Below are 24522 nucleotides of genomic sequence, written 5' to 3' on the forward strand. Positions count from 1 at the left end.
TCCGTAAGATCATTCACTCGAAAGGATTAACAACAAGACTCACGTTTCGCGGCAAGATCTACCCGCATCACACGACCGGAAGAGGTTGAGACCATGCACAGGGAGGTTGTCCCGTGAGCACCAGCGACCAGGACCTCGTCGACGAGACGGGTCCGGGTGACAACTGGCAGAAGGTGCAGGCGAGCCCCGAGTTCGCCGAGCTCCGCAAGAGGTTGCGGACCTTCGTCTTCCCGATGACCGTCCTCTTCCTCGTCTGGTACCTCGTCTACGTCCTGCTCGCCGACTACGCCCACGGCTTCATGTCGACGAAGCTGATCGGCAACTTCAACGTCGGCCTGCTCATCGGCCTGCTGCAGTTCGTGTCGACGTTCCTCATCACCGGGCTCTACGTGCGGTACGCGAACCGCAAGCTGGACCCGATCGCCGACAAGATCCGCGGTGAGATCGAAGGAGACGCGCAGTGAGGAACCTGGCGCAGGGCGTCGAAGGCAGCAACCCGACGCTGAACATCATCATCTTCGCGATCTTCGTCGCGATCACCCTCGTGATCGTGTTCCGCGCCAGCCGCAACACGAAGACCGCCTCCGACTACTACGCGGCGGGCCGCTCGTTCACCGGTCCGCAGAACGGCATCGCGATCTCGGGCGACTACCTGTCCGCGGCGTCGTTCCTCGGCATCGCGGGCGCGATCGCGGTCAACGGCTACGACGGGTTCCTCTACTCCATCGGGTTCCTCGTCGCGTGGCTGGTCGCGCTGCTCCTGGTCGCCGAGCTGCTGCGCAACACCGGCAAGTTCACGCTCGGCGACGTGGTCGCGTTCCGGATGCGGCAGCGGCCGATCCGGGCCGCGGCGGCGGTGTCCACCCTCGCGGTGTCGTTCTTCTACCTGCTCGCGCAGATGGCGGGTGCCGGCGGCCTGGTCAACCTGCTCCTCGGCATCAAGAGCGACTGGGGCCAGAACGCCGTCATCGCGATCGTCGGCATCCTGATGATCGTCTACGTGCTCATCGGCGGCATGAAGGGCACCACCTGGGTACAGATCATCAAGGCCGTCCTGCTGATCCTCGGCGCGCTGGCGATGACGCTGTGGGTGCTGGGCAAGTTCGGCTTCAACCTGTCGAACCTGCTGCAGGGTGCGGTCGAACGCGGCGGCGCGACCGGTGACGCCCTGCTCAACCCGGGCAAGCAGTACGGCAAGACCGAGACCAGCAAGCTGGACTTCCTGTCGCTGGGCATCGCGCTGGTGCTGGGCACCGCGGGCCTGCCGCACGTGCTGATGCGCTTCTACACGGTGCCCACCGCGAAGGACGCGCGGAAGTCGGTCGTCTGGGCGATCGTGCTGATCGGCATCTTCTACCTGTTCACCCTGGTGCTGGGCTACGGCGCCGGTGCGCTCGTGGGCCCGCAGACGATCAACTCGGCGCCGGGCACGACCAACTCGGCGGCGCCGCTGCTGGCGCTCGAACTCGGCGGGCCGATCCTGCTCGGGTTCATCTCCGCGGTGGCCTTCGCGACCATCCTCGCCGTGGTGGCCGGCCTGACGATCACCGCGTCGGCGTCGTTCGCGCACGACGTGTACGCCAACGTGATCAAGAAGGGCCAGGTCGACAGCAAGCAGGTCGAGGTGCGGGTCGCCCGGATCACCGCGCTGGTGATCGGCGCGCTCGCGATCGTCGGCGGCATCCTGGCGAAGAACCAGAACGTGGCCTTCTTGGTCGCGCTGGCGTTCGCGGTGGCGGCCTCGGCGAACCTGCCGACCCTGCTGTACTCGCTGTTCTGGAAGCGGTTCAACACCCAGGGCGCGCTGTGGAGCATGTACGGCGGCCTGATCATCTGCATCGTGCTGATCGTCTTCTCGCCGGCGGTGTCCGGCGGGTCGAAGCCGATGATCAAGGGCGTGGACTTCCACTGGTTCCCGCTGGAGAACCCGGGCCTGGTGTCCATCCCGGCGTCGTTCCTGCTGGGCTTCCTCGGCACGGTCCTGTCGAAGGAGCGCAACGAGAAGAAGTACGCCGAGATGGAGGTGCGTGCGCTGACCGGCGCACACGCCGAGAAGGCCACCGCGCACTGACCCGACGGACGGCGGAAAGGGCCACTCCCGGCGACGGGGGTGGCCCTTTTTCGGGCTCACGTGCAGTTGATGGGTGCGCGTGCCAGTATGTGAACGTGCAACCAGGTGACATTCCGACCGCGTCCGTCTCCGAACTGCCCGCGGACGGGCTGGTGTTGCTGGACGTGCGCGAACAGGACGAGTGGGACGCCGGCCACGCCCCCGGCGCGGTCCACATCCCGCTCGGCGAGCTGCCCGCGCGCACCGACGAACTGGCCCAGCTGCCCGACGACCAGCCGCTATACGTGGTGTGCCGCACCGGCGGCCGCTCCGCGCGGGCCGCGGCGTGGCTCAACGCGAGCGGCTGGGACGCGATCAACGTGGCGGGCGGCATGAAGTCCTGGGAGACCGAGGGCCGCCCGGTCGTCGGCGAGCACGACGGCCCGCCCGAGGTCCTGTAGGTCCCATGCACCCGACCCCGAGGCCGTACCGCCCGCGACCGCGTGTCAGCTGGGTGGCGAACCCTCCACCGGGTGCGATCCGTCCCCGGCCGGCGCGCCCGGCCGAGCGCTACGACGGCCCGCCGTCGTACCACGTGCCGCCGCGCTGGGGTTTCCCGCACCTGGCCTGGCGGGTGCCGACGGCGGTGCCCGGCACCCCGTCCGGCTATCCGAGCCCGGTCGAGCGCGTGCGGGTGCTGCACCGCAATGCCGTGACGATCCTGTGGTTCCTCGCCGGGCTGGCCGCGGTCGCGGCGGGTGCCGAGTTCTGGCGCTACGGGCTGCTCGTGATGAGCCGGTCGACGGCCCTGCACGCGGCGACCGTGGCGTTCTCCGACGCGCTGGAGATCATCGCCTCGCTGCTGACCGTGGTGTTCGGGCTGATCGCCGTCGCCGCGACGCTGTGGTGGCTGCTGGTCGCCCGCAGTGCCGCCGCGGAAGCCGCCGGACAGGAACCGGCCCGCTCGACGCGCGAGGTGGTCGCCGGGGTGCTGGTGCCGGGGGTGAACCTGGTGATGGCGGGCTCCATCCTCGCCGAACTGGAGCACCTGGTGCTGGGCCGCGAGCCGGACCGCCGCCCCCGCCCGTCGCGGCTGGTGCTGGCCTGGTGGGCGGCCTGGGTGGTCAACGAGGTGCTGATGGTGCTGGTCATCGGGTGGCGCTTCAAGGATGGCGTGCAGGCGATGGCGGACGGCGTGCTGCTGACCGGCCTGCTGAACACCTCGGCCGCCGTGCTGGCCGGGTTGACCGCGGTGCTGGTGTACCGCCTGACGACGCTGCTGGCGCCGGTCCGCACCGACCGGCTGCGCCCGCTGCAGGTGCGATCCGTGAAGGGCGCCCCGGCGCCGGAGCTACGCACGGCACGCCCCACCGGCGCGGCGCGCTGATCTGGGCTGCCGCTCCGCCGGACGTGCGCCGCCCCTCGCGCGGATCCCGGGACCGGCCGCGAAAGCGCGGCTCGCTAGACCGTCACCGGCAGGTTCTTCAGCCCCCGGATCACGAACTCCGGCCGGCGCTCCGGCTCACCCGCCAGGCGCAGGCCCGGCAGCCGCTTGGTCAGCGCGACCAGCGCCGCCGCGATTTCGATCCGGGCGAGTGGCGCGCCGATGCAGTAGTGGATCCCCGCGCCGAAGCCCAGGTGCGTGCCCTCGCTGCGGGCGACGTCCAGCGTGTCCGGCTCGGCGAACACCTCCGGGTCCCGCGCGGCCGCGCCGAGCAGCGCGGCGATCTTCTCGCCCTTCGCCACCCGGAAGCCCGCGATCTCCACGTCCTCGGTCGCCGTGCGCTCGAACAGCTGCAGCGGCGAGTCGAAGCGGATCAGCTCCTCCACCGCGGCCGGCATCAGGCCCGGGTCGTCCACGAGACGCTGCCACTGGTCCGGGTGCCGCAGCAGGGCCCAGACCCCGTTGCCGATCACGTTGACCGTCGCCTCGTGTCCGGCCATCAGCAGCAGCACCGCGGTGGCCACCACCTCGTCCTCGGTGAGCTCGGCCCGCAACAGGTCCGTGATCAGGTCCTCGCCCGGCTCCCGGCGGCGCCGCTCGGCCAGCTCGCGCAGGAACTCGACGAACTCGGTCGCCGCCCGCTCGGCCGCCACCCGGCCCTCCTCGGGCAGCCCGTACTCGTACATCTTCACGATCGCGTTCGACCACGGCACCAGCCGCGGCCGGTCGGCCTCCGGCACGTCCAGCAGCTCGGAGATCACCGCGACCGGCAGCGGCTGCGCGAGCGCGTCCAGCAGGTCGGCCGACCCGGCCTCGGCGATCCCGGCCACCAGCTCGTCCGCCAGTCGCATCACCGTCGGCCGCAACCGCTCGACGTGCCCGCGCCCGAACGCCGACGAGATCGACCGGCGCAGCCGTGTGTGCACCGGCGGCTCGTTCTCCAGCAGCGAGTTGCGGTGCAGCAGGTTGAACGACACGAACTGCTCGGCCGGGCTCGCGTCGGTCCAGATCCGGCCCAGCCCGCGGTGCCGCAGCACCGCCGACGCCGCCGCGTGGGACACCGCGATCGCCAGGCCCAGCCCGTCGTGCTGGTGCACCGGCGCCTGTGCGCGCAGGCGGGCGAACTCCGGGTACGGGTCGGCGAGGAAGGCGGGGTCACGGGGATCGAACACGACCCGAGCCTAATCCCCCGATCCGGCGGGCCGTGCCCGGTTCGGTAGCGTCTGCGGCCTGTAGTCCGAGGAGGCGAGATGGGCAAGGGCGCGCGCAAGCGGGGTCCGAAGAAGGACAAGGCACCGAAGGTCCGCGAAGTGTTCGTGGGGCAGCCGTTCGAGGGGCTGGCCGCCGAGCCGGAGCTGATCGCGCTGCGCGAGTTCGTGCCGTCGGCCACCGCGCCGCTGTCCCTTGTGGACGCGGGCGAGCGGAAGATCACGCTGGCGACCGTGCTGCCGATGGCCGCGGCCGCGTTCGTGCGCACCGACGGCGAGGTGTTCGTCGGGCTCCAGGTGCAGACCCGCTCCAGCGACGTGAGCCGCGACCTGGGACGCGCGATCCGCTGGGCGCTGACGGCCGAGCCGGGCGACGTGCTGCCGGTGCCGGACACCACGAGCCCGCCCGCCGACGGCGAGCGCCTGCAGGACCTGCTGGTGGCCGACGCCGAGCTGGACGTCACCCTGCACTCGAACTTCGACTGGTGGCTGCCCGAGGACACCGACCCCAGCGGCGAGGTCAAGGTCTCGCTGGAGCGGGCCAACGAGGCGATCATGCCGACCGAGCGCCTTGGCACCGGCTCGTACTGGGTACTGGCCGGCGAGAAGGCGCACCTGCGCTGGGTCCGGCCGGAGCCGGAGGGTCGCCTGATGCAAGCGCTTGCGCGCCTGTCCGCGGCCGGTGAGCTGTCGCTCGGCGAGGGCTCCCGCTACGCCGGGTCGTTCCGCGCGCACGGCCTGCTGGTGCCGGTGTGGGACCTGGACCCCGAGGCGCACGCCCGCGAGTGGGCCGAGCCTGCCGAGCAGCTGGGCGCCCGCCTGGAGGAGGCCCTGAAGTCGGTCGACGCCGAGCCGCTGACCGCCGCCGAGCGCCGTGCGCGCGACGGCCTGGTCGGCAGGCAGCTGACGCTCCGCTAGTGATCCTGCACCTCTGCGCGGCCGCGGAGTGGACGGGCGCGGACTACCGCGCCCCGTCCCTGGACACCGTCGGCTTCATCCACTGCTCCGACCCGGGCACGCTCGCGATCCCGGCGAACGCGCTCTACCGCGGCCGCACGGACCTGGTGCTGCTGGAGATCGACCCGGCGCGGCTGGACGTCCCGCTGCGCTGGGAGGCCGGCGACCCGCCACACCCCGACGGCATCCTGTTCCCGCACGTCTACGGCCCGATCCGCGCCGAAGCCGTGGTGGCCGTGCACCCCTTCCCGCCGAACGCGGACGGCGCCTTCGAGCTGCCCGCGCGCCTCGCGCAACGAGACCCACGCTGAGGCGTCCACCTCAGAGCGCGCCGGACAACCTGAGGGGGCCGTCATGCGTGGACTCGGCGAAGGGGTAAGACACACGGTCGAGGGAGGCGATACGGTGACCTCGGCCGCGTCGGCCATCGCCTGGGGAGGCGGCCGCGCGGCGGGGAGGGGGTCAGCGGTGAGCGAGGAGCTGGCGGACTTCGGAGAGTTCGTCCAGGCGAGCCTGCCCGGGCTGCTCCGATACGGCCACGCGCTCACCGGCAACCCACACGACGCAGCCGACCTGGTGCAGACCGTGCTGGAGAAGATCGGCTCCCGCTGGACCCACGTGCAACGCAAGACGGCCGACCCGCTGGCCTACGTGCGCCGTGCGATGGCGAACGCGCACATCAGCCGCTGGCGGCGCCTGAAGCGGGAGAGCCTGGTCGCCGACCTGCCCGAGCAGCGCACCGCCGAACCGGTGGACCCGTTCGAGCACGAGCCGCTGTGGCAGGCCCTGCGCGAGCTGCCGCCGCGCCAGCGCGCGGTGATCGTGCTCCGCTACTACGAGGGCCTGTCCGAGGCCGAGATCGCCGCGTCGCTCGGCGTCAGCGCCGGCACGGTGAAGAGCCAGGCCAGCAAGGCGATCGCGACGCTGCGGACCAAGATCGGTTCGATCTCCGGAGGGAGGGACGACTGGTGAACCCCGACGACGAGCTCGGCGACGAGCTGCGGCGGTTGTTCGACGACGACCGGCTGGCGATCACGCCCGCGCCGGGCGCCGAGAGCGCCATCGTCCGCGGCGCCCGCCGTCGCCGTCGCCGTCGCACCGCCGTCGCCGCCTCCGGGGGTGTCCTCACCGCCGCCCTGCTCGTCACCGCCGGTCTCGTCGCCGAGCGCCACGACCCCGGCGTCCACCAGGCCGCCCAGCCCACGACCACCGCCCCCACGACGACCTCGGAAGCGCCCGGGCCGGTCGTGGTGCCGCCGTCGTTCTCCGAACTGCCCACCCAGCCGCCCCCGCCGTCGTCGACCACCACGGTCCTGCCCGCGCCGCCGCCGGCCGGCACGTCCACGCCTGCGCCGTCGAGCAGCAGCCGCACGACCGTGCGCCCCGAGCCCGCGGCGGTGGTGCTCGGCCCCACCGGCTACGGACCGTTGCGGCTGGGGATGACCTTCGACGAGGCCAAGGCGACCGGGCTGCTCGCCGACGCCGGTACGGCGCCTGCCGAATGCACCACCTACCGGCTCACCGAAGGCACGGCGAACGTCGCGTCGGTGACGATTTCGCCGACCGGGGGAGTGGTGGTCTTCACCGCGACCGGCGCGCGCACTCCGGAAAAGGTGGGCACCGGTTCCACGGTGGCCGAACTGAGGAATGCCTATCCTGATCTGACGGCCGGTGCGGGGAATTACAGCGCCGCCGCCGGATCGGGCGCCAACTACACGTTCTACGTCGATTCCGCGGAAACCGTCGTGCACTGGGAACTGGTCGCCCCGCCCGGCTGCTGACGCGAAAGAGCCCGGGCCGAAGCCCGGGCTCTCGTGCGCTCCGCGGTATGGCGGTCCTACAGGGCGCCACCGGCGACCGGCGGCATGTCGGAGGCGCCGTCGTCGCCGACGGACTCGCGGGCCAGCCAGGTCTCCACCTCGAACATGTTGCCGTTGGCGCGCTTGACCACGTTGACCAGTGTGGACATCTGCGACACCTCCTCGACCTGCTCCTTGAGGAACCACTGGAGGAACTGCTCGCCCTGGTAGTCGTCCTCGGCGCGGGCGGCCTTCATCAGGGTGCGGAAGTCGGCCGTGACCTCCTTCTCCTGCTCCAGCGCGAGCTCGACCAGTTCGAGCGGCTCCGCGAAGTCGTTGCGGACCTCGCCGGTGGGCGGGATGTCCACGTGGTGATCGGTGTCGATCAGGTACTGCACGATCGCCAGCGCGTGGTTTCGCTCCTCCACCGCCTGGCGGTAGAAGTGCTTGGCCAGCTGGGGCAGGTCCGCGTTGTCGAACCAGACCGCCAGCGCCACGTACTGCTGGGAAGCGTGGAACTCGTTCTGCACCTGCTGCTGCAGGAGCTCGTAGAACTTGGAGCGCGGTTCTTTCTTCAGCATCGCCATGACTCAAGAATAGGCCATTTTGCTGATCGTTAACCCCTTGGCCCTGGTGATTCCGATTTCGTTTGGGTAGGCTTACCGAGATTAGGAAGTGCTTATTTAGGACGTACTAATTCAGCTTAGCCTTTCCTAATTACCCGATCGGGTCACGGACAACGGGACAGGACATGCAACGCGGCCCGCCCCGGCCGGAGCCCAGCTCGGAACCGGCGATGGCGAGCACCTCGATGCCGGCGTCCGCCAGCCGCGCGTTGGTCTCCACGTTGCGTTCGTAGCCGACCACCACACCGGGCGCGAGCGCCAGCGTGTTGTTGCCGTCGTCCCACTGCTCGCGTTCCGCGGTCACCGGGTCCAGCCCGGTGTCGATCACCCGCAGCTTCTCGATGCCCATCGCCTCGGCCGCCGTGTGCAGGAACGGCTCCGGGCCGTCCACGCGCAGCGAGCCGTCGCCGTCCGGGCGCAGCGTGAAGGCCACCAGCTCGTCTCGGGCCAGCGGGTACATCACCACGGCGTCCGGCGCGACCATCGTGCAGACGGTGTCCAGGTGCATCGTGGCGCGGGCCTGTGCGATCGGGACCGCGAGCACGGTGTGGGCGATGTCGTCGGCGAACAGCGAGCGCGCCAGCGACTCCGCGCCTGCGGCCGTGGTGCGCTCGCCGATGCCGACGGCCAGCACGCCCGGCGCGAGCAGCAGCACGTCGCCACCCTCGACCGGCGCCGAGTGGGCGCCGTACGCGCGCGAGGCGTGGGAGAACCGCGGGTGGTAGGCGTAGACGAGGTCGAGCAGCGCGGTCTCGCGGCGGCGGGCGGGCATGGCCAGCGACGAGATCGCCACCCGGTCGCCGATCCACACCGACGAATCGCGGGTGAACAGCAGGTTCGGCAGCGGGTCGACCGCGAAGTCGTGCGGGTGGTGGATCTTGCGCACCAGCGACGCGCCATCGGCGGCGGGCAGCTCCTCGAACGTCAGCCCGGCCATCAGGACCTCGGCCAGCGTCGCGGCGTCCACACCGGACAGGTGCGAGCGCAACGCGTCCCCCAGGTCCTCGCCGAGGCGCCGGTCGTCGACCGCGGCGTGCACCCCGGCGGCGTGCGCGCGCGGATCGGCGAGCGCCTCGCGCAGCACCTCGGCCAGCAGGAGCACCTCGACGCCGCGGCCGCGGAGCACCTCGGCGAACGCGTCGTGCTCCTCCTGGGCGCGGCCGACCCACGGGATCGAGTCGAACAGCAGCTTGTCGTTGTTGCGCGGGGTGAGCCTCGTGAGCTCGTTGCCCGGCCGGTGGAGCAGGACGGCGCGCAGCGGCCCGACCTCGCTGTCCACCCGAGGGGTTTTGGTGGTCACGCGCTGAGCGTAGTGCGCTGAGTGCCTGTTCAGGGCAGCCAGCTGACGTGTCCGCGGAGCAGCGAGTACCCGACGAACGAGACCACGTCGAGCAGGGTGTGCGCGACGATCAGCGGCACCAGCCGGTTGGTCCGCTGCCACACGCGGCCGAACACCAGTCCCATCACCAGGTTGCCGACGAACCCGCCGAAGCCCTGGTAGAGGTGGTAGGACCCGCGCAGCACGGCGGCGGCGAACAACGCGGTGTTCTCGCGCCAGGCCAGCTGCCGCAGCCGGGTCAGCAGGTACCCGACCACCAGGACTTCCTCGGCGAAGGCGTTGCCGAACGCGGACAGCGTCAGCGCGATCGGGCGCCACCACGTGTCGTCCAGCCGGGACGGGACGACGGCGAGGTTGAAGCCGAGCTTCCAGCCGACGAAGTACAGCACCAGCCCGGGGATGCCGATCAACGCCGCCAATCCGGCGCCCCACAGGACGTCCCGGCCGGGGCGGGTGCGGTCCAGGCCCACCTCGGCCAGCTTCATCCCGCCGCGCCACAGCAGGTACGCGCCGAGCGCGCCCCACCCGACGAGCTGCACCGCGGACAGCAGCTGGGCGAGCAGGTCCAGCAGATCGGCGGCGCGCTGCGGGACATTCAGCGCGACCTGCTGGTCGGACAGCGGTTCGGGCTGCAGGAGCGAGTCGATCAGCGACAGCAGGCTGCGCGCGCCGGACAGGCCGAGCGTGATCGAGAAGACGACGACCAGCTCGATCTTCAGCCGCCGCGCGGTCCCGGCGTCCACGGGTTCGGGCATCGCGGGACGTTCGGGGCGGAGCCAGGAGCTGAGCACGTCCGCACGCTACCGTCTGGAGACATGGCCAAGATTGCGACCGCTGACCGCGTCGACCGCGCCGAACTGCTGGAGTTCCTCCGCCCCCGGCACCGCGCGATCCTGATGACCACCCGCGCCGACGGCACGCCGCAGCTGTCGCCCGTCACCGCCGGGATCGACCCCGAGGGCCGGTTCGTCGTGGCGACCTACCCGCAGCGCGCCAAGACCCGCAACGCCCGTCGCAACCCGGCCGTTTCGGCGTGCGTGATCTCCGACGACTGGAACGGGCCGTGGGTGCAGTTCGACGGCACGGCCGAGGTGCTGGACGTGCCCGAGGCGGTCGAGCCGCTGGTGGAGTACTTCCGGTCGATCTCGGGCGAGCACCCGGACTGGGACGAGTACCGCGAGGCGATGGTCAAGCAGAACAAGAGCCTGATCCGCGTGACGATCGAGCGGTGGGGACCGATCGCCACCGGCGGTTTCCCGCCGGAGCTCGGCTAGGGCTGCACACGCACCTGGTTCCGCGCCAGGAACGGGCAGCCCACCAGGCGCCGCAGCTCGGTGCTGAGCTGGGCGGGGCTGTGCACCGGCTTGGCGAAGGCCAGGCGCACGTCGTGGTCGCCGTCGCCGGACTCGACCCGCAGCCGCAGCCCGAACTGGTCCAGGCCGAGCGGGCGGATCCGGCCGCCGCGCAGCTCCTCGGGGATGTGCCGGGCGAGCTGGCCGACGACGTCGGCGTGGTCGGTCTCCAGGTGCCGCAACCAGCCGGACTCGTAGCCGGCGAACGGGTCCGGCGCGGCGGCGGAGAACAAGTGCGGCCGCAGCGAATGGGTGCCCTCGGCGTCGGCGAGGACGAGCGAGGCCGGCGTGAGCCGCAGCAGGCTCAGGCCGTGGCCGAGGTCCAGCAGGCGCGGATCGGGCCGCGTCTCGGCGATGGACAGTGCCCTAGCGCGGGCCGACTCCGGGCTGAGGTGCCGCAGCCAGCCGGTGATCCAGAGCAGCCCGCGGATCGGTTCCCGCAGGTCGACGGGCGCGTGGTCGGCGAGTTCGAACACGACGGCCAGCTCGCCGCGGTCCGCCTCGCGGGTGCGGGTCAGCAGCGGGTGGTCGTCCGGCAGCAGGACGCTGACGCTGCCGCTCGGGTGGACGTGGTGCAGTTCGGGCACCACGCGGTCGCTGCCGGTCGGGTCGCCCGCGGTCGGCAGCAGCGCGCCGGGGCCGTTCCGCACGGCGATGGTCTTCGCACGCTCGGCGGGGCTGGGTGCGGGCGGACGTCGGATCTCGGTCACTGGGCCACCACCTCCTACTTAGGTGAGCCTAACCTGAGTGACGGAGGAAGGGAAGTGGATCAGTAACGTTCCCCGTTGCCACTCCGACTGGCGGACCGTGGAATTCACCCGGCAGCGTGTCTACGAGCCGCACCTCGGCGAACCGGCGGCGACCGATCCACTCGAGGTCGAGATCGTCGAGAAGACCCGTGGTCGTCTGATCACGTCGAGCGTGTTCTACGCCTTCCCGGTCGCACTGGCGGTCCTGTTCCGGCTCACCGGTCCCGCGGTCTGGACGGTGACCGCGGTGTTCACCGCGCTGGCGGCGTTGTCGGTGTGGACGCTGGCCTGCCGGACCCGGCCGCTGGGCCGGCTGCTCCGGATGCCCGCCGTCGTCCTCACGCCGGGGCCGGGGCACCTGCTGGTGTCGGGCCGGACGGTGAGCATCGCGTTGCCCGGGCCGCAGCCGCGCTGGGTCGTCGCGCGGATGCCCCGCTCGAAGCGGCTCCTGCTGGCGCGCGAGCGCCGCGTGTTCATGCTCGGGCCGGACGCGCGCGGCCGGCTCGTGTTGCGGGTCCCGGGCAGCATCATCGGGCAGTTCGGCCGCGTGCGGACCGCACCCGCGCCCGGCTCCCGGGCGCCCGACGAGGTCGCACCGGACGCGGTGGTGATCGCGTTCGTCCGTGAACTCCGGCTCCGGGCGGCGCTCGTGTCCACGGCCTTTCTGGTCGCCGGCGCGTTCGTGTGGGTGCTCACCGAAGCGGGTGCGGAGGCGTTCGGCTTCCCGCGCCCGAACGGCGTGACGGCCGTGTTCTGCGTGGCCTACGCCTTGCTCGGGGTCGCCCGGCCGCTGCAGGTGCGGAGCATCGCGCGGGCGGCGCGCACCCAGCCGTGGACCGAACTCGGCGTCACCCTGGACACGCCGGTCGAACCACACGCCACGGGCACCGGGAACACGATGGGGCGGGCGACCCTGCCGGACGGGCGGGTCGCGCGGGTCCGGTTCGGCCGCCAGCCGCTCGACCTCCTGGTCAACGTGCGCGAGACGCAGCGGCTGTGGGTGCTCGGCGCGCCGGAGCGGGGCCGCAAGCTCGCGGCCGGGGTGCCCGGTCACCCGGTGCTCGGCCAGGTCCGGCTGGACTGACGGGTAACGCCGGTGGCCGCTTGATCGACTCGGAGGTGTGGAACCCACCCAGGAGCGCGTCCTCGTCCACGAGCCGCGCCACGGCGAACCGGCCGCGGCGGACTCGCTCGACGTCGAGATCGTGACCAAGCAGCGCAACCGCCTGATCAACTCGATGGTCGTCTACGTGGTGGCGGGCGCTGCGGTGGTGGCGCTGGACCCCGGCCCGCTCTCGGCCGGCTTGGCGACGATCCTCGCCGCGGTCACCGTCGCGCAGCTGTGGCTGCTGTTCTTCCGGGTGCTGCCCTGCCGGAGGCTGCTCGCGCACCCGGTGGTCCTGCTCACCCCCGGCCCCGGGCAGTTGCTGGTGGCCGGGTCGAAGGTCAGCGTCGCGCTGCCCGGTCCCGAGCCGCGGTGGCTGGTCGTGCGGCTGCCTGCGTCGAAGCGGGTCCTGCTGGCCGGGTTGCGGCGCCTCTACTTCATCGGCCCCGACCCGCGCGGCCGCGTGCTCGTCGGGTTGCCGGGCGGGATCAACGGCCGGTTCGGTCGCATCCGGACGGCACCCGAGCCGGGCTCGGTGGAATCGGCCGAGCAGCCGCGGCCCATGGTGGCGGCCCTGCGGGACCCGGTGGTGACCACGTTCCTGCGCGAGGTCCGGCAGCGGTCGTGGGGGATGGCGGGGTCTTTCGTGCTGCTGGCCGCCGGGATCTGGGCGCTGGGCAACCTCGCCTCCGACCTGCCCGGCACCCGCACGTTCACGATGATCCTCGCGGTCGTCTACGCCGTGACCGGGCTGCTGATGCCGGTCCGCGTCGCCACCCTGTCCTCGGCCGTGCGCGAGCAGCCCTGGCAGGAACTGCACGCCACGCTCGACACCGCGATCACGCCGGGCACTTCGGGCGCGGTCGGCAAAGCCACCGGCCGCGTGATGCTCCCCGACGGCGAAGCGGTGGTCCGGTTCCCGCGGGTGCCGCTCGACCTGCTGGTCAACGTGCGCGACACGCGGCGCCTGTGGGTGCTCGGCGTGCCGGAGCGGGGCCGCCGGGTGGTGGCCGGGCTGCCCGGGCATCCCGTTCTCGCGGTGGTGAACCTCCGGTGAACTGTCCGGGGAGCGTACGCGTTTGTCCGGTTCCCGTACGCTACTAGCGTGTCCCATGTGTCAAGCGCTGTGGAACTCACGCCCCCCGGCCCCCGCGGAATTCCGCCCCTCTTCGCGCGGCTCGTAGACGACTCGGCGCTCTTCCCGCCCGGAACGGCCACCATGCCGGACGCGCTGCGGAACTACCTGGCCGGCCGCGAGGGCGACCACGCGGGCCTGCTCGGTGTGTTCCTGTGCCAGGCCTCCCGCCTGCCGGAGCTGATCACCGAGCTGATCAAGATCAAGCCGAAGCAGCCGCTGCCGCTGTCGCTGATCATCGACACCGGTCTCGGCGGCGTGCCGAAGGCGATCTCGATCGTCGAGTCCCGCAGTGAGCTGCTGTCGCTGCGCATGGTCGAGATGCCGGCGCCCTCGGACGTCGACGAGGTGTGGCTGGAGCGCGTCTCGGAGTTCGTGCCGGAGGACGTGATCCGCGTGGTCGAGCCGCGGCGCGGGGTCGGCTGGCTGGACGGCGTGCGGCGGGTGATCGAGCACGGCAGCTGGCCCAAGATCCGCTGCGGCGGCCAGTCCAGCGAGAACTTCCCCAGCGTCGACGAGGTCGCCGACTTCCTCGCCGTCCTGTCCGGCTCGCCCGGCGCCTCCTTCAAGGCCACCAACAGCCTGCACCGCGCGGTCCGGCACGACGACCCGGACAACGGCATCGCCCACCACGGCTTCCTGAACCTGCTCGTCGCGGTGGCGCGCAGCCTGTCCGGCGGGGACGTCCGCGAAGCGCTCGCCTCCACCGACGGCGAGGCACTCGCCGCGGAGGCGAAGTCGCTGTCCGAGCCCGCCGCGAAGGCGGTGCGCGCGCTCTTCGCGTCCTACGCCTGCGACAGCTTCGAGGCTCCGGTCGCCGACCTCGAGGCGCTCGGCCTGCTGTAGTGAGCGCCGAAGGCTCGCTGACCCTCGACCGCGGCCTGGCATTGCTGCAGGCCGTGGCCGACGCCGACGGTGACGCGGCGACGATCTCGGAGCTGGCGACCGCGATCGGCGCCAGCCGCGCGGCGGTCTACCGGCTGCTGGTGCCGCTGTCCGCGCGCGGCCTGGTGTGGCGCGACGGCAGCAAGGTCCGGCTGGGCATCGGCGTGCTGCGGCTGGCCGGTCAGGTCGTCCCGCAGCTGCGCGAGGCGGCCCGACCGGCTCTGCGCGAGCTGGCGGAGAAGGCCGGCGCGACCGCCTACCTGTCGATCGCCGAGGGTGATCTGGTCGAGCCGGTCGTCACGGTGGAGCCGTCGTGGACCGATTTCCACGTGTCCTACCGGGTCGGCGCGCGCCACCCGATCGGTGTCGGCGCGGCCGGGAAAGCGCTGACCCTGCGTCGCGGCAGCCGCGGCTGGGCGGCGGTCACCGGCGAACCACAGCGCGGAACCTCGGGTGTCGCCGCGCCGGTGCGCGGCGTGCCGGGCCTGCGCGCGGCGGTCGGGGTGATCGCGCTGGGGCCGCTCAACGCGGACGCGGTGGGCCCCCAGGTGGTGGCGGCCGCCGCCGCGGTCGCCGAGGTCCTGCGCGGGGACTAACGGGTGCGGCGGTACTCGGCGGCCGCTGCCTCGTACTGCCGGTGCTCGGCCTCGTGGTCCGGCGCGTCGTCCGGGTCGGCCGAGGTGACGAACTCCTGGAGCGCCTGGTTGGCGCCCACCGCGAGTTCACCGGCCCGCGCGAGCATTCCCTTCTCGTAGCGGGTGATCGCGGCGTCCAGGGTGGGCTCCGCCGCGATCGCGTGCGCCAGTTCCGCGCCGTCGAGCAGGGCGAGGTTCGCGCCGAACCCGCCGAACGGGGCCATCACGTGCGCCGCGTCGCCGAGCAGGGTCACGCCCGGGGTGTGCGGCCAGGTCATCGGCGCGGGCAGGACGTGGATCGGCCGCTCGACGACGGCGTCCCAGTCGGTCAGCGCAGGCCGGAAGACGTCGGCCCAGTGGGCGAACTCGCCGAGCAGGAAGCGCTTCAGCGCCTCGGGGTCGTGCAGCGCGATGCGGTCGCCGCGCACGACCAGGTAGCCGCGGATGTGGCCGTTGCTGTTGCGCTGCAGGATGATGCCGTGCCCGTCGCCGTCGTTGGCGAACATCTGCCCGGGGCCGGTCAGCGCGGCGACGCCGGGGTGGCGGGTGTCGACGTCGTCGAAGCGGACGTCGAGGAAGCTGACGCCGGTGTACCGCGCGGTGGCGTCGGTGACCAGCGGCCGGACCCGGGACCAGGCGCCGTCGGCGCCGATCACCAGGTCGGTCTCGGTGGCCGAGCCGTCGGCGAACTCCAGCCGGTGCCTGCCCCCGCCGAGCGGTTCCGCGCGCGCCAGCTTGTGTCCCCAGTGGACGGTGCCGGGTTCGACGTGCGCCGCCAGCAGCGCGCGCAACTGGCCGCGGTCGATCTCCGGGGCGGCGAGGTCGTCGTCGGCGGGCACGAAGGCCTTGAGGACCGTGCCGTGGTGGTCGAGCCGGCTCCCGGCCTGTGACTCGGGGCGGGACAGCGCCAGGAACTCGTCCAGCAGCCCGGCGTCGGACATGGCGATCTGCCCGGTGTCGGCGTGCAGGTCGAGGCTGCCGCCCGCGTCCCGGGCGTCCACGGCGGCGTCGACGTCGTACACGGTGACCTCGATGCCGTGGCGCTGGAGGACGCGGGCGCAGAGGAGGCCGCCGGGGCCGGCTCCGATGATCGTGATTCGTGCAGTCATGGTTACTTCTCCTATCTACTGAACGGGCGGTCGGTCAGTGGATAGGCTAGCTGAACGGGCGGTCGGTCAGCAACTAGACTGGGCGCATGGCCACGAGGGAGGACCGGCGCAGCGGCACCGAGACGCGAGCCGAGATCCTGCGCGTCGCGTTGCGGTTGTTCATCGAGAAGGGGTACGAGGGCACCTCGACCAGGGACATCAGCACCGCGCTCGGCATCACGAAGTCGGCGCTCTACTACCACTTCCCGAGCAAGGAGGCGATCGTCACGAGCCTCCTGACCGAGCGCCGGAAGGAGCTGGCCGAGCTGGTCGAGTGGATCCGCGCGCAGCCGGCGTCACCCGATCTGCTGCGCCGGGCCGCGCTGCGCTGGATCGACGGCACGACGCCCGAGCGGCTCGACGGCATGCGGCTGATGCACGCCAACGGTCCCGTGCTGCGGAACCTGCTCGACGACGGCACCGACGTGCGATCGGAGTTCGAGCAGGTCGTCGACCTGCTCGTGCCCGGCGACGCGACCCCGGCCGACCGGCTGCTGGTGCGGATGGCGTTCGACACCGTGGGTGCCGCGCTGCTGTCCGCTCAGCGGACGGACGCGAGCCGCGAGGACGTGCTTGCCGCGGCCCGCCGGGCCACGATGGCGTTGACCGCCTAGGCGAACGCCTGCACGACCGCCAGCAGCGCGAACACCGCGAACGCGAACCCGGCGATGCGCTGCAGCAGCTTCGGCTTGAGCCGGCCGCGCACCTTGTGCCCGATGAACACCGCGACCGCGGCCACCGTGATCAGCGCGAGCAGCGAGCCGGCGCCCACCATCAGCGGATGGCCGTACCGGGCGCTCAGCCCGGCGGTCGCCAGCTGGGACGCGTCGCCCCATTCGGCGGCGAACAGCACGCCGAACGAGGTGGCGGCCGAGCGCAGGAAGGTCACCGGCTTCACGCCCTGCCGGGCCGCGTCCTCGCCGCTCTCGTCGGCCGTCGAGAAGCCCTCGCGCAGCAGCAGGAAGGCCCCGAGCCCGAACAACGCGGCGACGACCGCCGCGACCAGGCTCTCCGGCAGCAGCGTCAGCGCGCGGCCGAAGAGCACCGCGATCGTGGATTGCACGGCGAACGCCAGGGAAACCCCGACCAGGACCGGCCACGCGCGGAAGCGGGTGGTCAGCACGAGGGTGGCGATCATCGTCTTGTCCGGCAGCTCCACGGCCAGGACAAGGACGTACGCGCTGAGCAGTGCCAGCAGTGCGGTACTCACGGTGATTTCCACTCCCCTTTCACTGCAACGATAAAGGGGAGCTCCGGCAATTACCAGCAGATCGGTTTCGCGAATTGCCGGTTTTCGGTTCGCCAGAATTATTTCTGGCTCGGGCGCAGATTTTTCTTCGCCGCGCCGAAACCTGCCTTGAGCTGGGCAGAACCGGTCCGCTCCAGCCACTGGGCGAAGGTCATCAGCGCTGGTTGGAGCGCTCGTAGCGCGGCGATGTCGACGGGCGGCTCGGGGTTGTTGTTGAGGTATTCGTAACCCTGGGCGAAGCGTGGATTCACGCGGCGCAACTCGTCGATCGGGAGCTGTTCGTAGGGCACTGTGACGCCGATCGCCGCGCTGATGGCGGCGGCCACCTCGCCCGGGGTCAGCGCGTCCCCGGCGAGGGTCAGCGTGCGACCGTCGAGCCGCCCCGCGAACCCGTCCGCGGCGAACGCGGCGATGTCGTCCAGTGCGATCAGCTGCTGCCGGACGTGCGGCGCGAGCGCGGTCCGCAGAGCGCCGTCCCGCAGGCCGAACAGCGGGTTCAGGTAGTTCTCCATGAACGACGACGGCCGCAGGATCGTGTACGGCATCCCGCTCGCCGCCAGGTGCTGCTCGACCTCCCACTTCGCTGCCTGGAACACGTCGGCCGCGAGGGCCGAGGTATAGACCAGGCGCCGTACGCCGGCCCGCCGCGCGACGTCGATGAGCAGTTTCCCGGCGCGGACCTCGTCCTGTCCGGGCGCCAGCGGTCCGGGGTGCACGCTGAACACGCCGTAGGCGCCCGCCACCGCGGCGGCCACCGAAGCCTCGTCTTCCAGGTCGCCGCGCACCACCTCGGCGCCCGCCGCCGCCAGGTCCTGGGCCCGTGCCGGGTCGCGGGTGAGCGCCCGCACCCGCCCGCCGTCGGCCAGCAGCCGCCGCGCGACCGCCCCGCCCTGCTGCCCGGTGGCTCCGGTGACCAGTACCAGCTCGTTCATGACTTCCTCCAGAAGCGGGGCGACCGCCCCGGCTAATCCGGAAGATACGGAACGATCGCCCCGCTTGTCAAAGCCGTGTCGGTGACCGGGACCTAGGTCCCGGCAAGATCAGGACCCCGGGACCTGATGCCCGGCGAGAGAACAGAGCAGTCTGAATGACGTGGACGTGCTCCAGCTGGCGCGGTGGCAGTTCGGGATCACCACCGTCTACCACTTCCTCATGGTCCCGCTCACCATCGGACTGTCGGTCCTCGTCGCGGGGATGCAGACCGCCTGGGTCCGCACCGGTGAGCAGCGCTACTACAAGATGACCAAGTTCTGGGGGAAGCTCCTGCTGGTCAACTTCGCCATGGGCGTGGTGACCGGCATCGTCCAGGAGTTCCAGTTCGGGATGAACTGGAACGCCTACTCCCGCTTCGTCGGTGACGTGTTCGGGGCGCCACTGGCGATGGAGGGCCTGGTCGCCTTCTTCGTCGAGTCGACGTTCCTCGGCCTGTGGATCTTCGGCTGGGACCGGCTGCCGAAGAAGGTGCACCTGGCCTGCGCCTGGGCGTTCTCGCTGGCCACGATCGCCTCCGCGTACTTCATCCTCGCCGCGAACTCGTGGATGCAGCACCCGGTCGGCGCCGAGATCGTCGACGGCAGGCCGACGCTCAACTCGATCTGGGCGGTGCTCACCAACAACACCGCGCTCGCCGCGATCCCGCACACCATCGCCGGCGCGTTCTCGGTCGCCGCGGCGTTCCTCGTCGGCATCGCCGCCTGGCACCTGTGGCGCAAGCGCAAGACCGACGACGAGCACCGCGCGGTGTGGCGGTCGTCGATCCGCCTCGGCGGCTGGACCGGGATCGTCGCGTTCGCCGTGCTCGCCATCACCGGCGACGTCCAGGGCAAGCTGATGTTCGAGCAGCAGCCGATGAAGATGGCCTCGGCCGAGGCGCTCTGCCACACCGAGCAGCCGGCCAGCTTCTCGATCATCGCGATCGGCGACGTCCGGTCGGAGAACTGCGAGGACGTCAAGACGTTCAACGTGCCCGCGCTGCTGTCCTTCCTGGCGCACAGCGACTTCACCACCGAGGTCAAGGGCGTCCAGGACCTGGTGACCGAGTACCAGGCGCGCTACGGCACGAACTACCCGGACGACCCGGCGCTCGGCGAGCTGGCGGGCAAGCCGATCGACTACGTGCCGAACCTCCCGGTGACCTACTGGGGCTTCCGGATCATGATCGGCTTCGGCGCGATCTCGGCGGGCACCGGGCTGCTGGCGCTCTGGCTGACGCGCAAGAACAAGATCCCGGACACCAAGTGGTTCCCGCGCCTGGCGCTGCTGAGCATCGCGACGCCGTTCATCGCGAACAGCGCGGGCTGGATCTTCACCGAGATGGGCAGGCAGCCGTTCGTCGTGGTGCCCAACCCGTCCGGTGTGGACGGTGTCTGGATGTTCACCGCGCAGGCCGTGTCGCGGATCTCCACCGGTGAGGTGTGGACCTCGCTGATCGCGCTGACCACCCTGTACGCCGTGCTCGGCGTGGTCGAGGTGTTCCTCATCCGCAAGTACGTGCGCGGCGGCATCGAGGGCGTCATTCCGCCCAAGACCGATCACGACCAGGAGGGCAAGGATGAGCTTGCCTTCGCCTACTAGGGAACGGCCATGACCCTGGAAACCATCTGGTTCTGCATCATCGTGCTCTTCTGGCTGGGGTACCTGTTCCTGGAGGGCTTCGACTTCGGCGTCGGCATGCTGCTGCCGATCCTCGGCCGCGACAACACCGAGCGGCGGGTCATGATCAACACGATCGGCCCGGTGTGGGACGGCAACGAGGTCTGGCTGATCGTCGCGGCGGGCGCGATGTTCGCCGCCTTCCCGGGCTGGTACGCGTCGTTGTTCTCGGCCACCTACCTGCCGTTGCTGCTGGTGCTGCTGGCGCTCATCGGCCGCGGCGTCGCGTTCGAGTACCGCGGCAAGGTCGACTCGGAGCGCTGGCGGCGCAACTGGGACCGCGTCATCATGATCGGCTCGTGGGTTCCGCCGCTGGGCGTCGGGCTGATCCTGACGACCACGATTCTCGGGCTGCCGCTCGACGAGCACGGCAACCGGATCGGCGGCGCGTTCGAGTCGGTGCGCTGGGACACGCTGCTCGGCGGGCTCGCCGTCGTCGGGTTCGCCCTGGTGCACGGCGCGGCGTTCCTGGCCCTGAAGACCGCGGGCGACCTGCGGGAACGGGCGCGGCGGTTCGCCATCCGCGCGCTGCCGGTCGGGTTGGTGCCGCTGTTCGCCCTGCTGGCGGTCGTCCAGTGGCGCGAGGGTGCACTGTGGACACTCGTCGCGCTCGGCGTAGCGGCGGTGGCCGCGGTGGTCGCCTGGCGCAAGCTGGTGGCGGACCGGGACGGGCAGGCCTTCGCCGCGCTCGGCGTCACGATCGCCGCGGCCGTGGTCACCCTGTTCGGCGCGCTCTACCCGGACGTGCTGCCCTCGACACTCGACCCGGCGAACTCGCTGACCGTCGCGGACACCGCGTCCAGTCCGTACACGCTCGAGGTGATCACCTGGGTCGGCGCGTTCGGGGCCCCGGCCGTGCTGGTCTACCAGGGCTGGACGTACTGGGTGTTCCGCAAGCGGATCAGCGCCGCCCACATCCCGCCGGTGCACACCCCATGAGCTTTCCCGGACGCTCCGTCCTTCCCGCACCGGTGTCCACAACGGACACCACGCGTCCGGGAAAGGGTCCGCTCGGCGCGCTGCCCCTGTTGTCCGCGGCCGCGCGCCGGGCGCTCGCCCTCTCCGGTCTGCTCGCGCTCGGCAACGCCACGGCGCTGGTCGCGCAGGCCTTCCTGCTGGCTTCGGTCTGCGCGGCGGTGGTCGCCGGGCACGGCGTCGGCGCCGGTCAACTGGTCGCCCTCGCCGGTGCCGTCGTCGCCCGTGCGCTGATCGCGTGGGCGCTGCGGCTGGTCGCCGCGCGCGCCGCGGCCGGGGCCAAGGAGGAACTGCGGGCGAAGGTCGTCGACCACGCGCTGCGGCTCGGTCCGGAGTGGATCGCGCGGCGCGGGCCGGGCGAGCTGACCGCGCTCACCACCAAGGGTCTGGACGCGCTCGATGCCTACTTCACCGACTACCTGCCCGCACTGGTCACCGCCGCGGTGGTGCCGCTCGGCGCGGGCGCGGCCGTGTTGTTCGCCGACTGGCCGTCCGCGGTGATCATCGCGCTGACCGTGCCGTTGCTGCCGATGTTCGCGATCCTCGTCGGCAAGTACACCGCGGACCGCTCGGCGGCCGCGAGCGACGCGCTGCAGCGGATGTCCGGCCACCTGCTGGAACTCGTGCGCGCGTTGCCGGTGCTGGCCGCGTTCCGCCGCGCGGAGGCGCAGGCCGAGGCGGTGCGGCGGGTGTCCGACAAGCACCGGCAGGCGACCCTGAAGACGTTGAAGGTCGCGTTCTCCTCGGCGTTCGTGCTGGAACTGGCGGCGACGCTGTCGGTCGCGCTGGTCGCCGTCGTCATCGGCGTGCGGCTGGTCGGCGGCGACCTGTCGCTCGCGATCGGGCTCGGCGTGCTGATCCTCGCGCCGGAGTGCTACCAGCCGCTGCGCGCGGTGGGCGCGGCCTTCCACGCCAGCGAGGACGGGGTCGAGGCGGTCCGCCGCGTCACCGACGTGCTCGCCGAACCGGTCGCGCCGGAGGGCACCGCGATCCCCGGCCGCGGCGACGTGCGGGTCGAGGGGTTGCGGGTGGCGCGCCGCGGCGGGTTCGCGCCGGATGGCGAGACGTTCACGCTGCGGCCGGGCACGCTGACCCGGCTCGATTCGCCGAGCGGCGCCGGCAAGTCGACGACGCTCGCCGTCCTGCTGGGCTTCGTGCGGCCGTCCGCGGGGACGGTGCTGGTCGACGGTCTACCGCTGAGCGAGGTCGACATGTCGGCCTTCCGCCGGGACATCGCGTGGGTGCCGCAGAACCCGGCGTTCACCGGGGGCACCGTGCGGGCCGAGCTGGACCTGGCGGTCGAGGAGCCGCCGGACCCGGTCGAGGTCGACGCGCTGCTCATCGAACTCAACCTCGCCGGCCTGGCCGACGCGCCGGTGCACGAGTTGTCCACTGGCCAGCGGCAACGGGTCGCGGTCGCGCGGGCGCTGCTGCGGGTCCGGCACGGCGCCTGGCTGCTGCTGCTCGACGAGCCCACCGCGCACCAGGACGCCGCCAACGCCGCACTGGTCGACGCCGCCATCGCGTCGACACTGCCGCTGGGCACCGCGGTCCTCCTCGCCGCGCACCACCGGGACAACCACGTCGCGGTCACCCACGCGGTGGCACCCGCGCCGCACACCACGACCGCCGCCGAGGCGCAGACGTCGACGTTGCGCGGCGTGGTGAGCCGGCGGTTCCTCGGCGGCGCCGCGGTCGGCGCGCTCGCGTTGCTGGCCGGCGTGGCGCTGACCGCGACCTCGGGCTGGCTCATCGCCAAGGCCTCGTTCCAGCCGCCGATCCTGACGCTGACCGTCGCCGTCGTCGGGGTGCGTGCCTTCGGGCTCGGCCGCGCGGCACTGCGGTACCTGGAACGGCTGATCACGCACGACGCCGCGTTCCGCATCGCCGGGCAGCTGCGGGTCCGGCTGTGGCGCGGGCTGGTCCGGCTCGGGCCCGCCCGCGCGCTCGGCCTGCGGTTCGGCGAGGGGCAGCGGCGGCTGGTCGCCGACGTCGACACGGTCCGCGACCTGCTGCCGCGCGTGGTCACGCCGCCGCTGGTCGCGGTGCTCGTGCTGGCTGGGGCGATCGCCGTGCAGACGGTCCTGCTGCCGGCCGCCGGGCTCGTGCTCGCCGTCGCCGTGCTGGTCGGGGCCCTCACCGCGCCCGCGCTCGCGTTGCGGCTGGAGCGCCGGGCGACCACCGTGCTCGCCGAGGGGCGCCGGACGGTGAGCGCCCGGGTGCTCGGCTTGTTCGAGTCGGCGGCCGAGCTGATCGCGTCCGGCGCGCACCGCAGGCGCCGCGCCGAGCTGGCGGAGGCCGACGAGCGGCTGGTGCACCAGGCGCGGCGCCAGGCCTTCGGAGCGGGCGCGGCCGACGCGTTGATCACGCTGGTCACCGGCGCGGCCGCGGTCGCCGGGGTCGGTCTGGCCGCGGGCTCCGGCATCGACCCGGTGCTCGCGCCCGTCCTGGCCCTGGTGCCGCTGGCACTGGCGGAGGTCCTCGCGACGCTGCCGCCGGTGGCCCAGCACTGGGACCCGCTGCGCACCTCGATGGCCCGGATCGCCGATGTCGAACGCGCGCGGCCGCAGCCGCCGGTGCCGACCGGGGCGATCGCGTTCGAGCACGCCGACATCGGCTGGACCACACCGGTGCTGCGGGACGTCGACCTGCGCATCCCGGCCGGCGCGCACGTCGCCGTCGTCGGCCCGTCGGGCGCGGGCAAGTCGACGCTGCTCGCCGCGCTGCTCGGGTTCCTGCCCGCCCAGCGCGGAAGTCTCACCACCGCCGCCGAGGTCGCCTGGGCGCCGCAGGAACCGCAGCTGGTGTCCACGACCGTCGCGGAGAACCTGCGGCTGGCCGATCCGCACGCCGACGACGACCGGTTGCGCGAAGCCCTGCGCCTGGCCTGCCTGGACCTGCCGCTGGACACCGTGCTCGGCGGCGCGGGCAGCGGCCTGTCCGGCGGGCAGGCGCAGCGCCTCGCGGTGGCGCGGGCGCTGGTCGCGGCGTCGCACGCGGATCTCGTCCTGCTCGACGAGCCGACCGCGCACCTCGACGAGCCGACTGCCCGGCGGCTGCGGGCCAACCTACGCGCGGCGCTGGCTGGCCGCACGGTCGTGCACGTGACCCACCACCCCGAGGAGGCGGCCGAGGCCGATCTGGTCGTCGAGGTGGGTGACGGGCGCGTCAGCGTGCGGGAGCCCGCCCTGGAAGGCGGCTACGCTTGACCCTG

25 protein-coding genes are annotated in these 24522 nt (G+C 72.2%); 17 read left to right on the forward strand and 8 right to left on the reverse strand.

Annotated elements, in window-relative coordinates; all coding sequences use genetic code 11:
* Nucleotides 1-113 precede the first annotated feature (113 nt).
* From ABZ215_RS01550 to ABZ215_RS01565, 4 genes are all read left to right on the forward strand, one after another.
* The gene (locus ABZ215_RS01550; protein ID WP_020416367.1) at nt 114-464 is read left to right on the forward strand and encodes a DUF485 domain-containing protein; all 351 of its coding nucleotides are present in this window, start codon (nt 114-116) and stop codon (nt 462-464) included.
* On the forward strand, nt 461-2071 hold the full coding sequence (locus tag ABZ215_RS01555) for a cation acetate symporter (protein ID WP_020416368.1): 1611 nt from the start codon (nt 461-463) through the stop codon (nt 2069-2071). Before ABZ215_RS01550 ends, ABZ215_RS01555 begins: the two co-directional genes overlap by 4 nt.
* Before the next feature lie 89 nt (nt 2072-2160).
* Nucleotides 2161-2511 carry a rhodanese-like domain-containing protein gene (locus ABZ215_RS01560; RefSeq protein WP_020416369.1) on the forward strand — a complete coding sequence of 117 codons (351 nt, stop codon included), beginning with the start codon at nt 2161-2163 and terminating at the stop codon, nt 2509-2511.
* A 53-nt stretch (nt 2512-2564) separates the two neighbouring features.
* Nucleotides 2565-3437: a DUF4328 domain-containing protein gene (locus ABZ215_RS01565; RefSeq protein ID WP_237337476.1), complete on the forward strand. Its 873-nt coding sequence runs from the start codon at nt 2565-2567 to the stop codon at nt 3435-3437.
* Between the two features lie 74 nt (nt 3438-3511).
* Here ABZ215_RS01565 and ABZ215_RS01570 read toward each other — a convergent pair whose 3' ends face one another.
* The gene (locus ABZ215_RS01570) at nt 3512-4666 is read right to left on the reverse strand and encodes a cytochrome P450 (RefSeq protein ID WP_354946985.1); all 1155 of its coding nucleotides are present in this window, start codon (nt 4664-4666) and stop codon (nt 3512-3514) included.
* Between the two features lie 78 nt (nt 4667-4744).
* Between ABZ215_RS01570 and ABZ215_RS01575 the strand changes: the two genes are divergently transcribed.
* The 4 genes from ABZ215_RS01575 (at nt 4745) to ABZ215_RS01590 (ending at nt 7440) form a co-directional block, all read left to right on the forward strand.
* The gene (locus ABZ215_RS01575) at nt 4745-5620 is read left to right on the forward strand and encodes a DUF5926 family protein (RefSeq protein WP_237337478.1); all 876 of its coding nucleotides are present in this window, start codon (nt 4745-4747) and stop codon (nt 5618-5620) included.
* On the forward strand, nt 5620-5970 hold the full coding sequence (locus tag ABZ215_RS01580) for a DUF952 domain-containing protein (RefSeq protein WP_354946987.1): 351 nt from the start codon (nt 5620-5622) through the stop codon (nt 5968-5970). The genes ABZ215_RS01575 and ABZ215_RS01580 overlap by 1 nt, the downstream gene beginning before the upstream one ends.
* 157 nt (nt 5971-6127) lie before the next feature.
* Nucleotides 6128-6631, forward strand: a complete 504-nt coding sequence (locus ABZ215_RS01585; RefSeq protein ID WP_020416374.1) for a SigE family RNA polymerase sigma factor — start codon at nt 6128-6130, stop codon at nt 6629-6631.
* Nucleotides 6628-7440, forward strand: a complete 813-nt coding sequence (locus ABZ215_RS01590; RefSeq protein WP_354946989.1) for a hypothetical protein — start codon at nt 6628-6630, stop codon at nt 7438-7440. The genes ABZ215_RS01585 and ABZ215_RS01590 overlap by 4 nt, the downstream gene beginning before the upstream one ends.
* A gap of 56 nt (nt 7441-7496) precedes the next feature.
* Here the strand turns inward: ABZ215_RS01590 and ABZ215_RS01595 are convergent, their stop codons facing one another.
* The 3 genes from ABZ215_RS01595 to ABZ215_RS01605 form a co-directional block, all read right to left on the reverse strand.
* A complete protein-coding gene (locus ABZ215_RS01595; RefSeq protein WP_020416376.1) occupies nt 7497-8045 on the reverse strand; it encodes a ferritin in 549 nt (182 codons plus the stop codon).
* A 130-nt stretch (nt 8046-8175) separates the two neighbouring features.
* The gene (locus ABZ215_RS01600) at nt 8176-9363 is read right to left on the reverse strand and encodes an arginine deiminase (protein ID WP_354947180.1); all 1188 of its coding nucleotides are present in this window, start codon (nt 9361-9363) and stop codon (nt 8176-8178) included.
* Nucleotides 9364-9413: 50 nt separating this feature from the next.
* The gene (locus ABZ215_RS01605; RefSeq protein WP_354946991.1) at nt 9414-10178 is read right to left on the reverse strand and encodes a CPBP family intramembrane glutamic endopeptidase; all 765 of its coding nucleotides are present in this window, start codon (nt 10176-10178) and stop codon (nt 9414-9416) included.
* 60 nt (nt 10179-10238) lie between these two features.
* On the opposite strand from ABZ215_RS01605, the gene ABZ215_RS01610 reads away from it, so the two are divergent.
* A complete protein-coding gene (locus tag ABZ215_RS01610; protein ID WP_354946993.1) occupies nt 10239-10697 on the forward strand; it encodes a PPOX class F420-dependent oxidoreductase in 459 nt (152 codons plus the stop codon).
* On the opposite strand, the gene ABZ215_RS01615 is transcribed toward ABZ215_RS01610, so the two are convergent.
* Nucleotides 10694-11485, reverse strand: a complete 792-nt coding sequence (locus tag ABZ215_RS01615) for a DUF2470 domain-containing protein (protein WP_020416380.1) — start codon at nt 11483-11485, stop codon at nt 10694-10696. The two genes, ABZ215_RS01610 and ABZ215_RS01615, sit on opposite strands and share 4 nt — an antisense overlap.
* 97 nt (nt 11486-11582) lie before the next feature.
* On the opposite strand from ABZ215_RS01615, the gene ABZ215_RS01620 reads away from it, so the two are divergent.
* From ABZ215_RS01620 to ABZ215_RS01635, 4 genes are all read left to right on the forward strand, one after another.
* Nucleotides 11583-12608: a hypothetical protein gene (locus tag ABZ215_RS01620; protein ID WP_237337483.1), complete on the forward strand. Its 1026-nt coding sequence runs from the start codon at nt 11583-11585 to the stop codon at nt 12606-12608.
* A 37-nt stretch (nt 12609-12645) separates the two neighbouring features.
* A complete protein-coding gene (locus ABZ215_RS01625) occupies nt 12646-13686 on the forward strand; it encodes a hypothetical protein (protein ID WP_354946995.1) in 1041 nt (346 codons plus the stop codon).
* 69 nt (nt 13687-13755) lie between these two features.
* Nucleotides 13756-14610 (forward strand): hypothetical protein, encoded by an 855-nt coding sequence (locus ABZ215_RS01630; RefSeq protein ID WP_269462683.1) that lies wholly within the window; start codon nt 13756-13758, stop codon nt 14608-14610.
* Nucleotides 14610-15245 carry a helix-turn-helix domain-containing protein gene (locus tag ABZ215_RS01635; protein ID WP_020416384.1) on the forward strand — a complete coding sequence of 212 codons (636 nt, stop codon included), beginning with the start codon at nt 14610-14612 and terminating at the stop codon, nt 15243-15245. The genes ABZ215_RS01630 and ABZ215_RS01635 overlap by 1 nt, the downstream gene beginning before the upstream one ends.
* Here the strand turns inward: ABZ215_RS01635 and ABZ215_RS01640 are convergent.
* The gene (locus ABZ215_RS01640; RefSeq protein WP_354946997.1) at nt 15242-16393 is read right to left on the reverse strand and encodes an NAD(P)/FAD-dependent oxidoreductase; all 1152 of its coding nucleotides are present in this window, start codon (nt 16391-16393) and stop codon (nt 15242-15244) included. The two genes, ABZ215_RS01635 and ABZ215_RS01640, sit on opposite strands and share 4 nt — an antisense overlap.
* Nucleotides 16394-16479: 86 nt before the next feature.
* Between ABZ215_RS01640 and ABZ215_RS01645 the strand changes: the two genes are divergently transcribed.
* On the forward strand, nt 16480-17046 hold the full coding sequence (locus ABZ215_RS01645) for a helix-turn-helix domain-containing protein (RefSeq protein WP_354946999.1): 567 nt from the start codon (nt 16480-16482) through the stop codon (nt 17044-17046).
* Here ABZ215_RS01645 and ABZ215_RS01650 read toward each other — a convergent pair.
* Together ABZ215_RS01650 and ABZ215_RS01655 are read right to left on the reverse strand one after the other, a co-directional pair.
* Nucleotides 17043-17630 (reverse strand): TMEM165/GDT1 family protein, encoded by a 588-nt coding sequence (locus tag ABZ215_RS01650; protein ID WP_354947182.1) that lies wholly within the window; start codon nt 17628-17630, stop codon nt 17043-17045. The two genes, ABZ215_RS01645 and ABZ215_RS01650, sit on opposite strands and share 4 nt — an antisense overlap.
* Nucleotides 17631-17740: 110 nt before the next feature.
* Nucleotides 17741-18613 carry an NmrA family NAD(P)-binding protein gene (locus tag ABZ215_RS01655; protein ID WP_354947001.1) on the reverse strand — a complete coding sequence of 291 codons (873 nt, stop codon included), beginning with the start codon at nt 18611-18613 and terminating at the stop codon, nt 17741-17743.
* Nucleotides 18614-18773: 160 nt separating this feature from the next.
* On the opposite strand from ABZ215_RS01655, the gene ABZ215_RS01660 reads away from it, so the two are divergent.
* From ABZ215_RS01660 to cydD, 3 genes are read left to right on the forward strand one after another with little or no spacing between them, the layout of a single operon-like run.
* On the forward strand, nt 18774-20255 hold the full coding sequence (locus ABZ215_RS01660; RefSeq protein WP_354947003.1) for a cytochrome ubiquinol oxidase subunit I: 1482 nt from the start codon (nt 18774-18776) through the stop codon (nt 20253-20255).
* A gap of 9 nt (nt 20256-20264) precedes the next feature.
* Nucleotides 20265-21272, forward strand: a complete 1008-nt coding sequence (gene cydB / locus ABZ215_RS01665) for a cytochrome d ubiquinol oxidase subunit II (RefSeq protein ID WP_354947005.1) — start codon at nt 20265-20267, stop codon at nt 21270-21272.
* Nucleotides 21269-24517: a thiol reductant ABC exporter subunit CydD gene (cydD, locus tag ABZ215_RS01670; RefSeq protein ID WP_354947007.1), complete on the forward strand. Its 3249-nt coding sequence runs from the start codon at nt 21269-21271 to the stop codon at nt 24515-24517. Before cydB ends, cydD begins: the two co-directional genes overlap by 4 nt.
* Nucleotides 24518-24522 lie beyond the last annotated feature (5 nt).

This window comes from Amycolatopsis sp. NPDC006131 (assembly GCF_040614175.1).
Taxonomy (GTDB): domain Bacteria; phylum Actinomycetota; class Actinomycetes; order Mycobacteriales; family Pseudonocardiaceae; genus Amycolatopsis_E; species Amycolatopsis_E tucumanensis.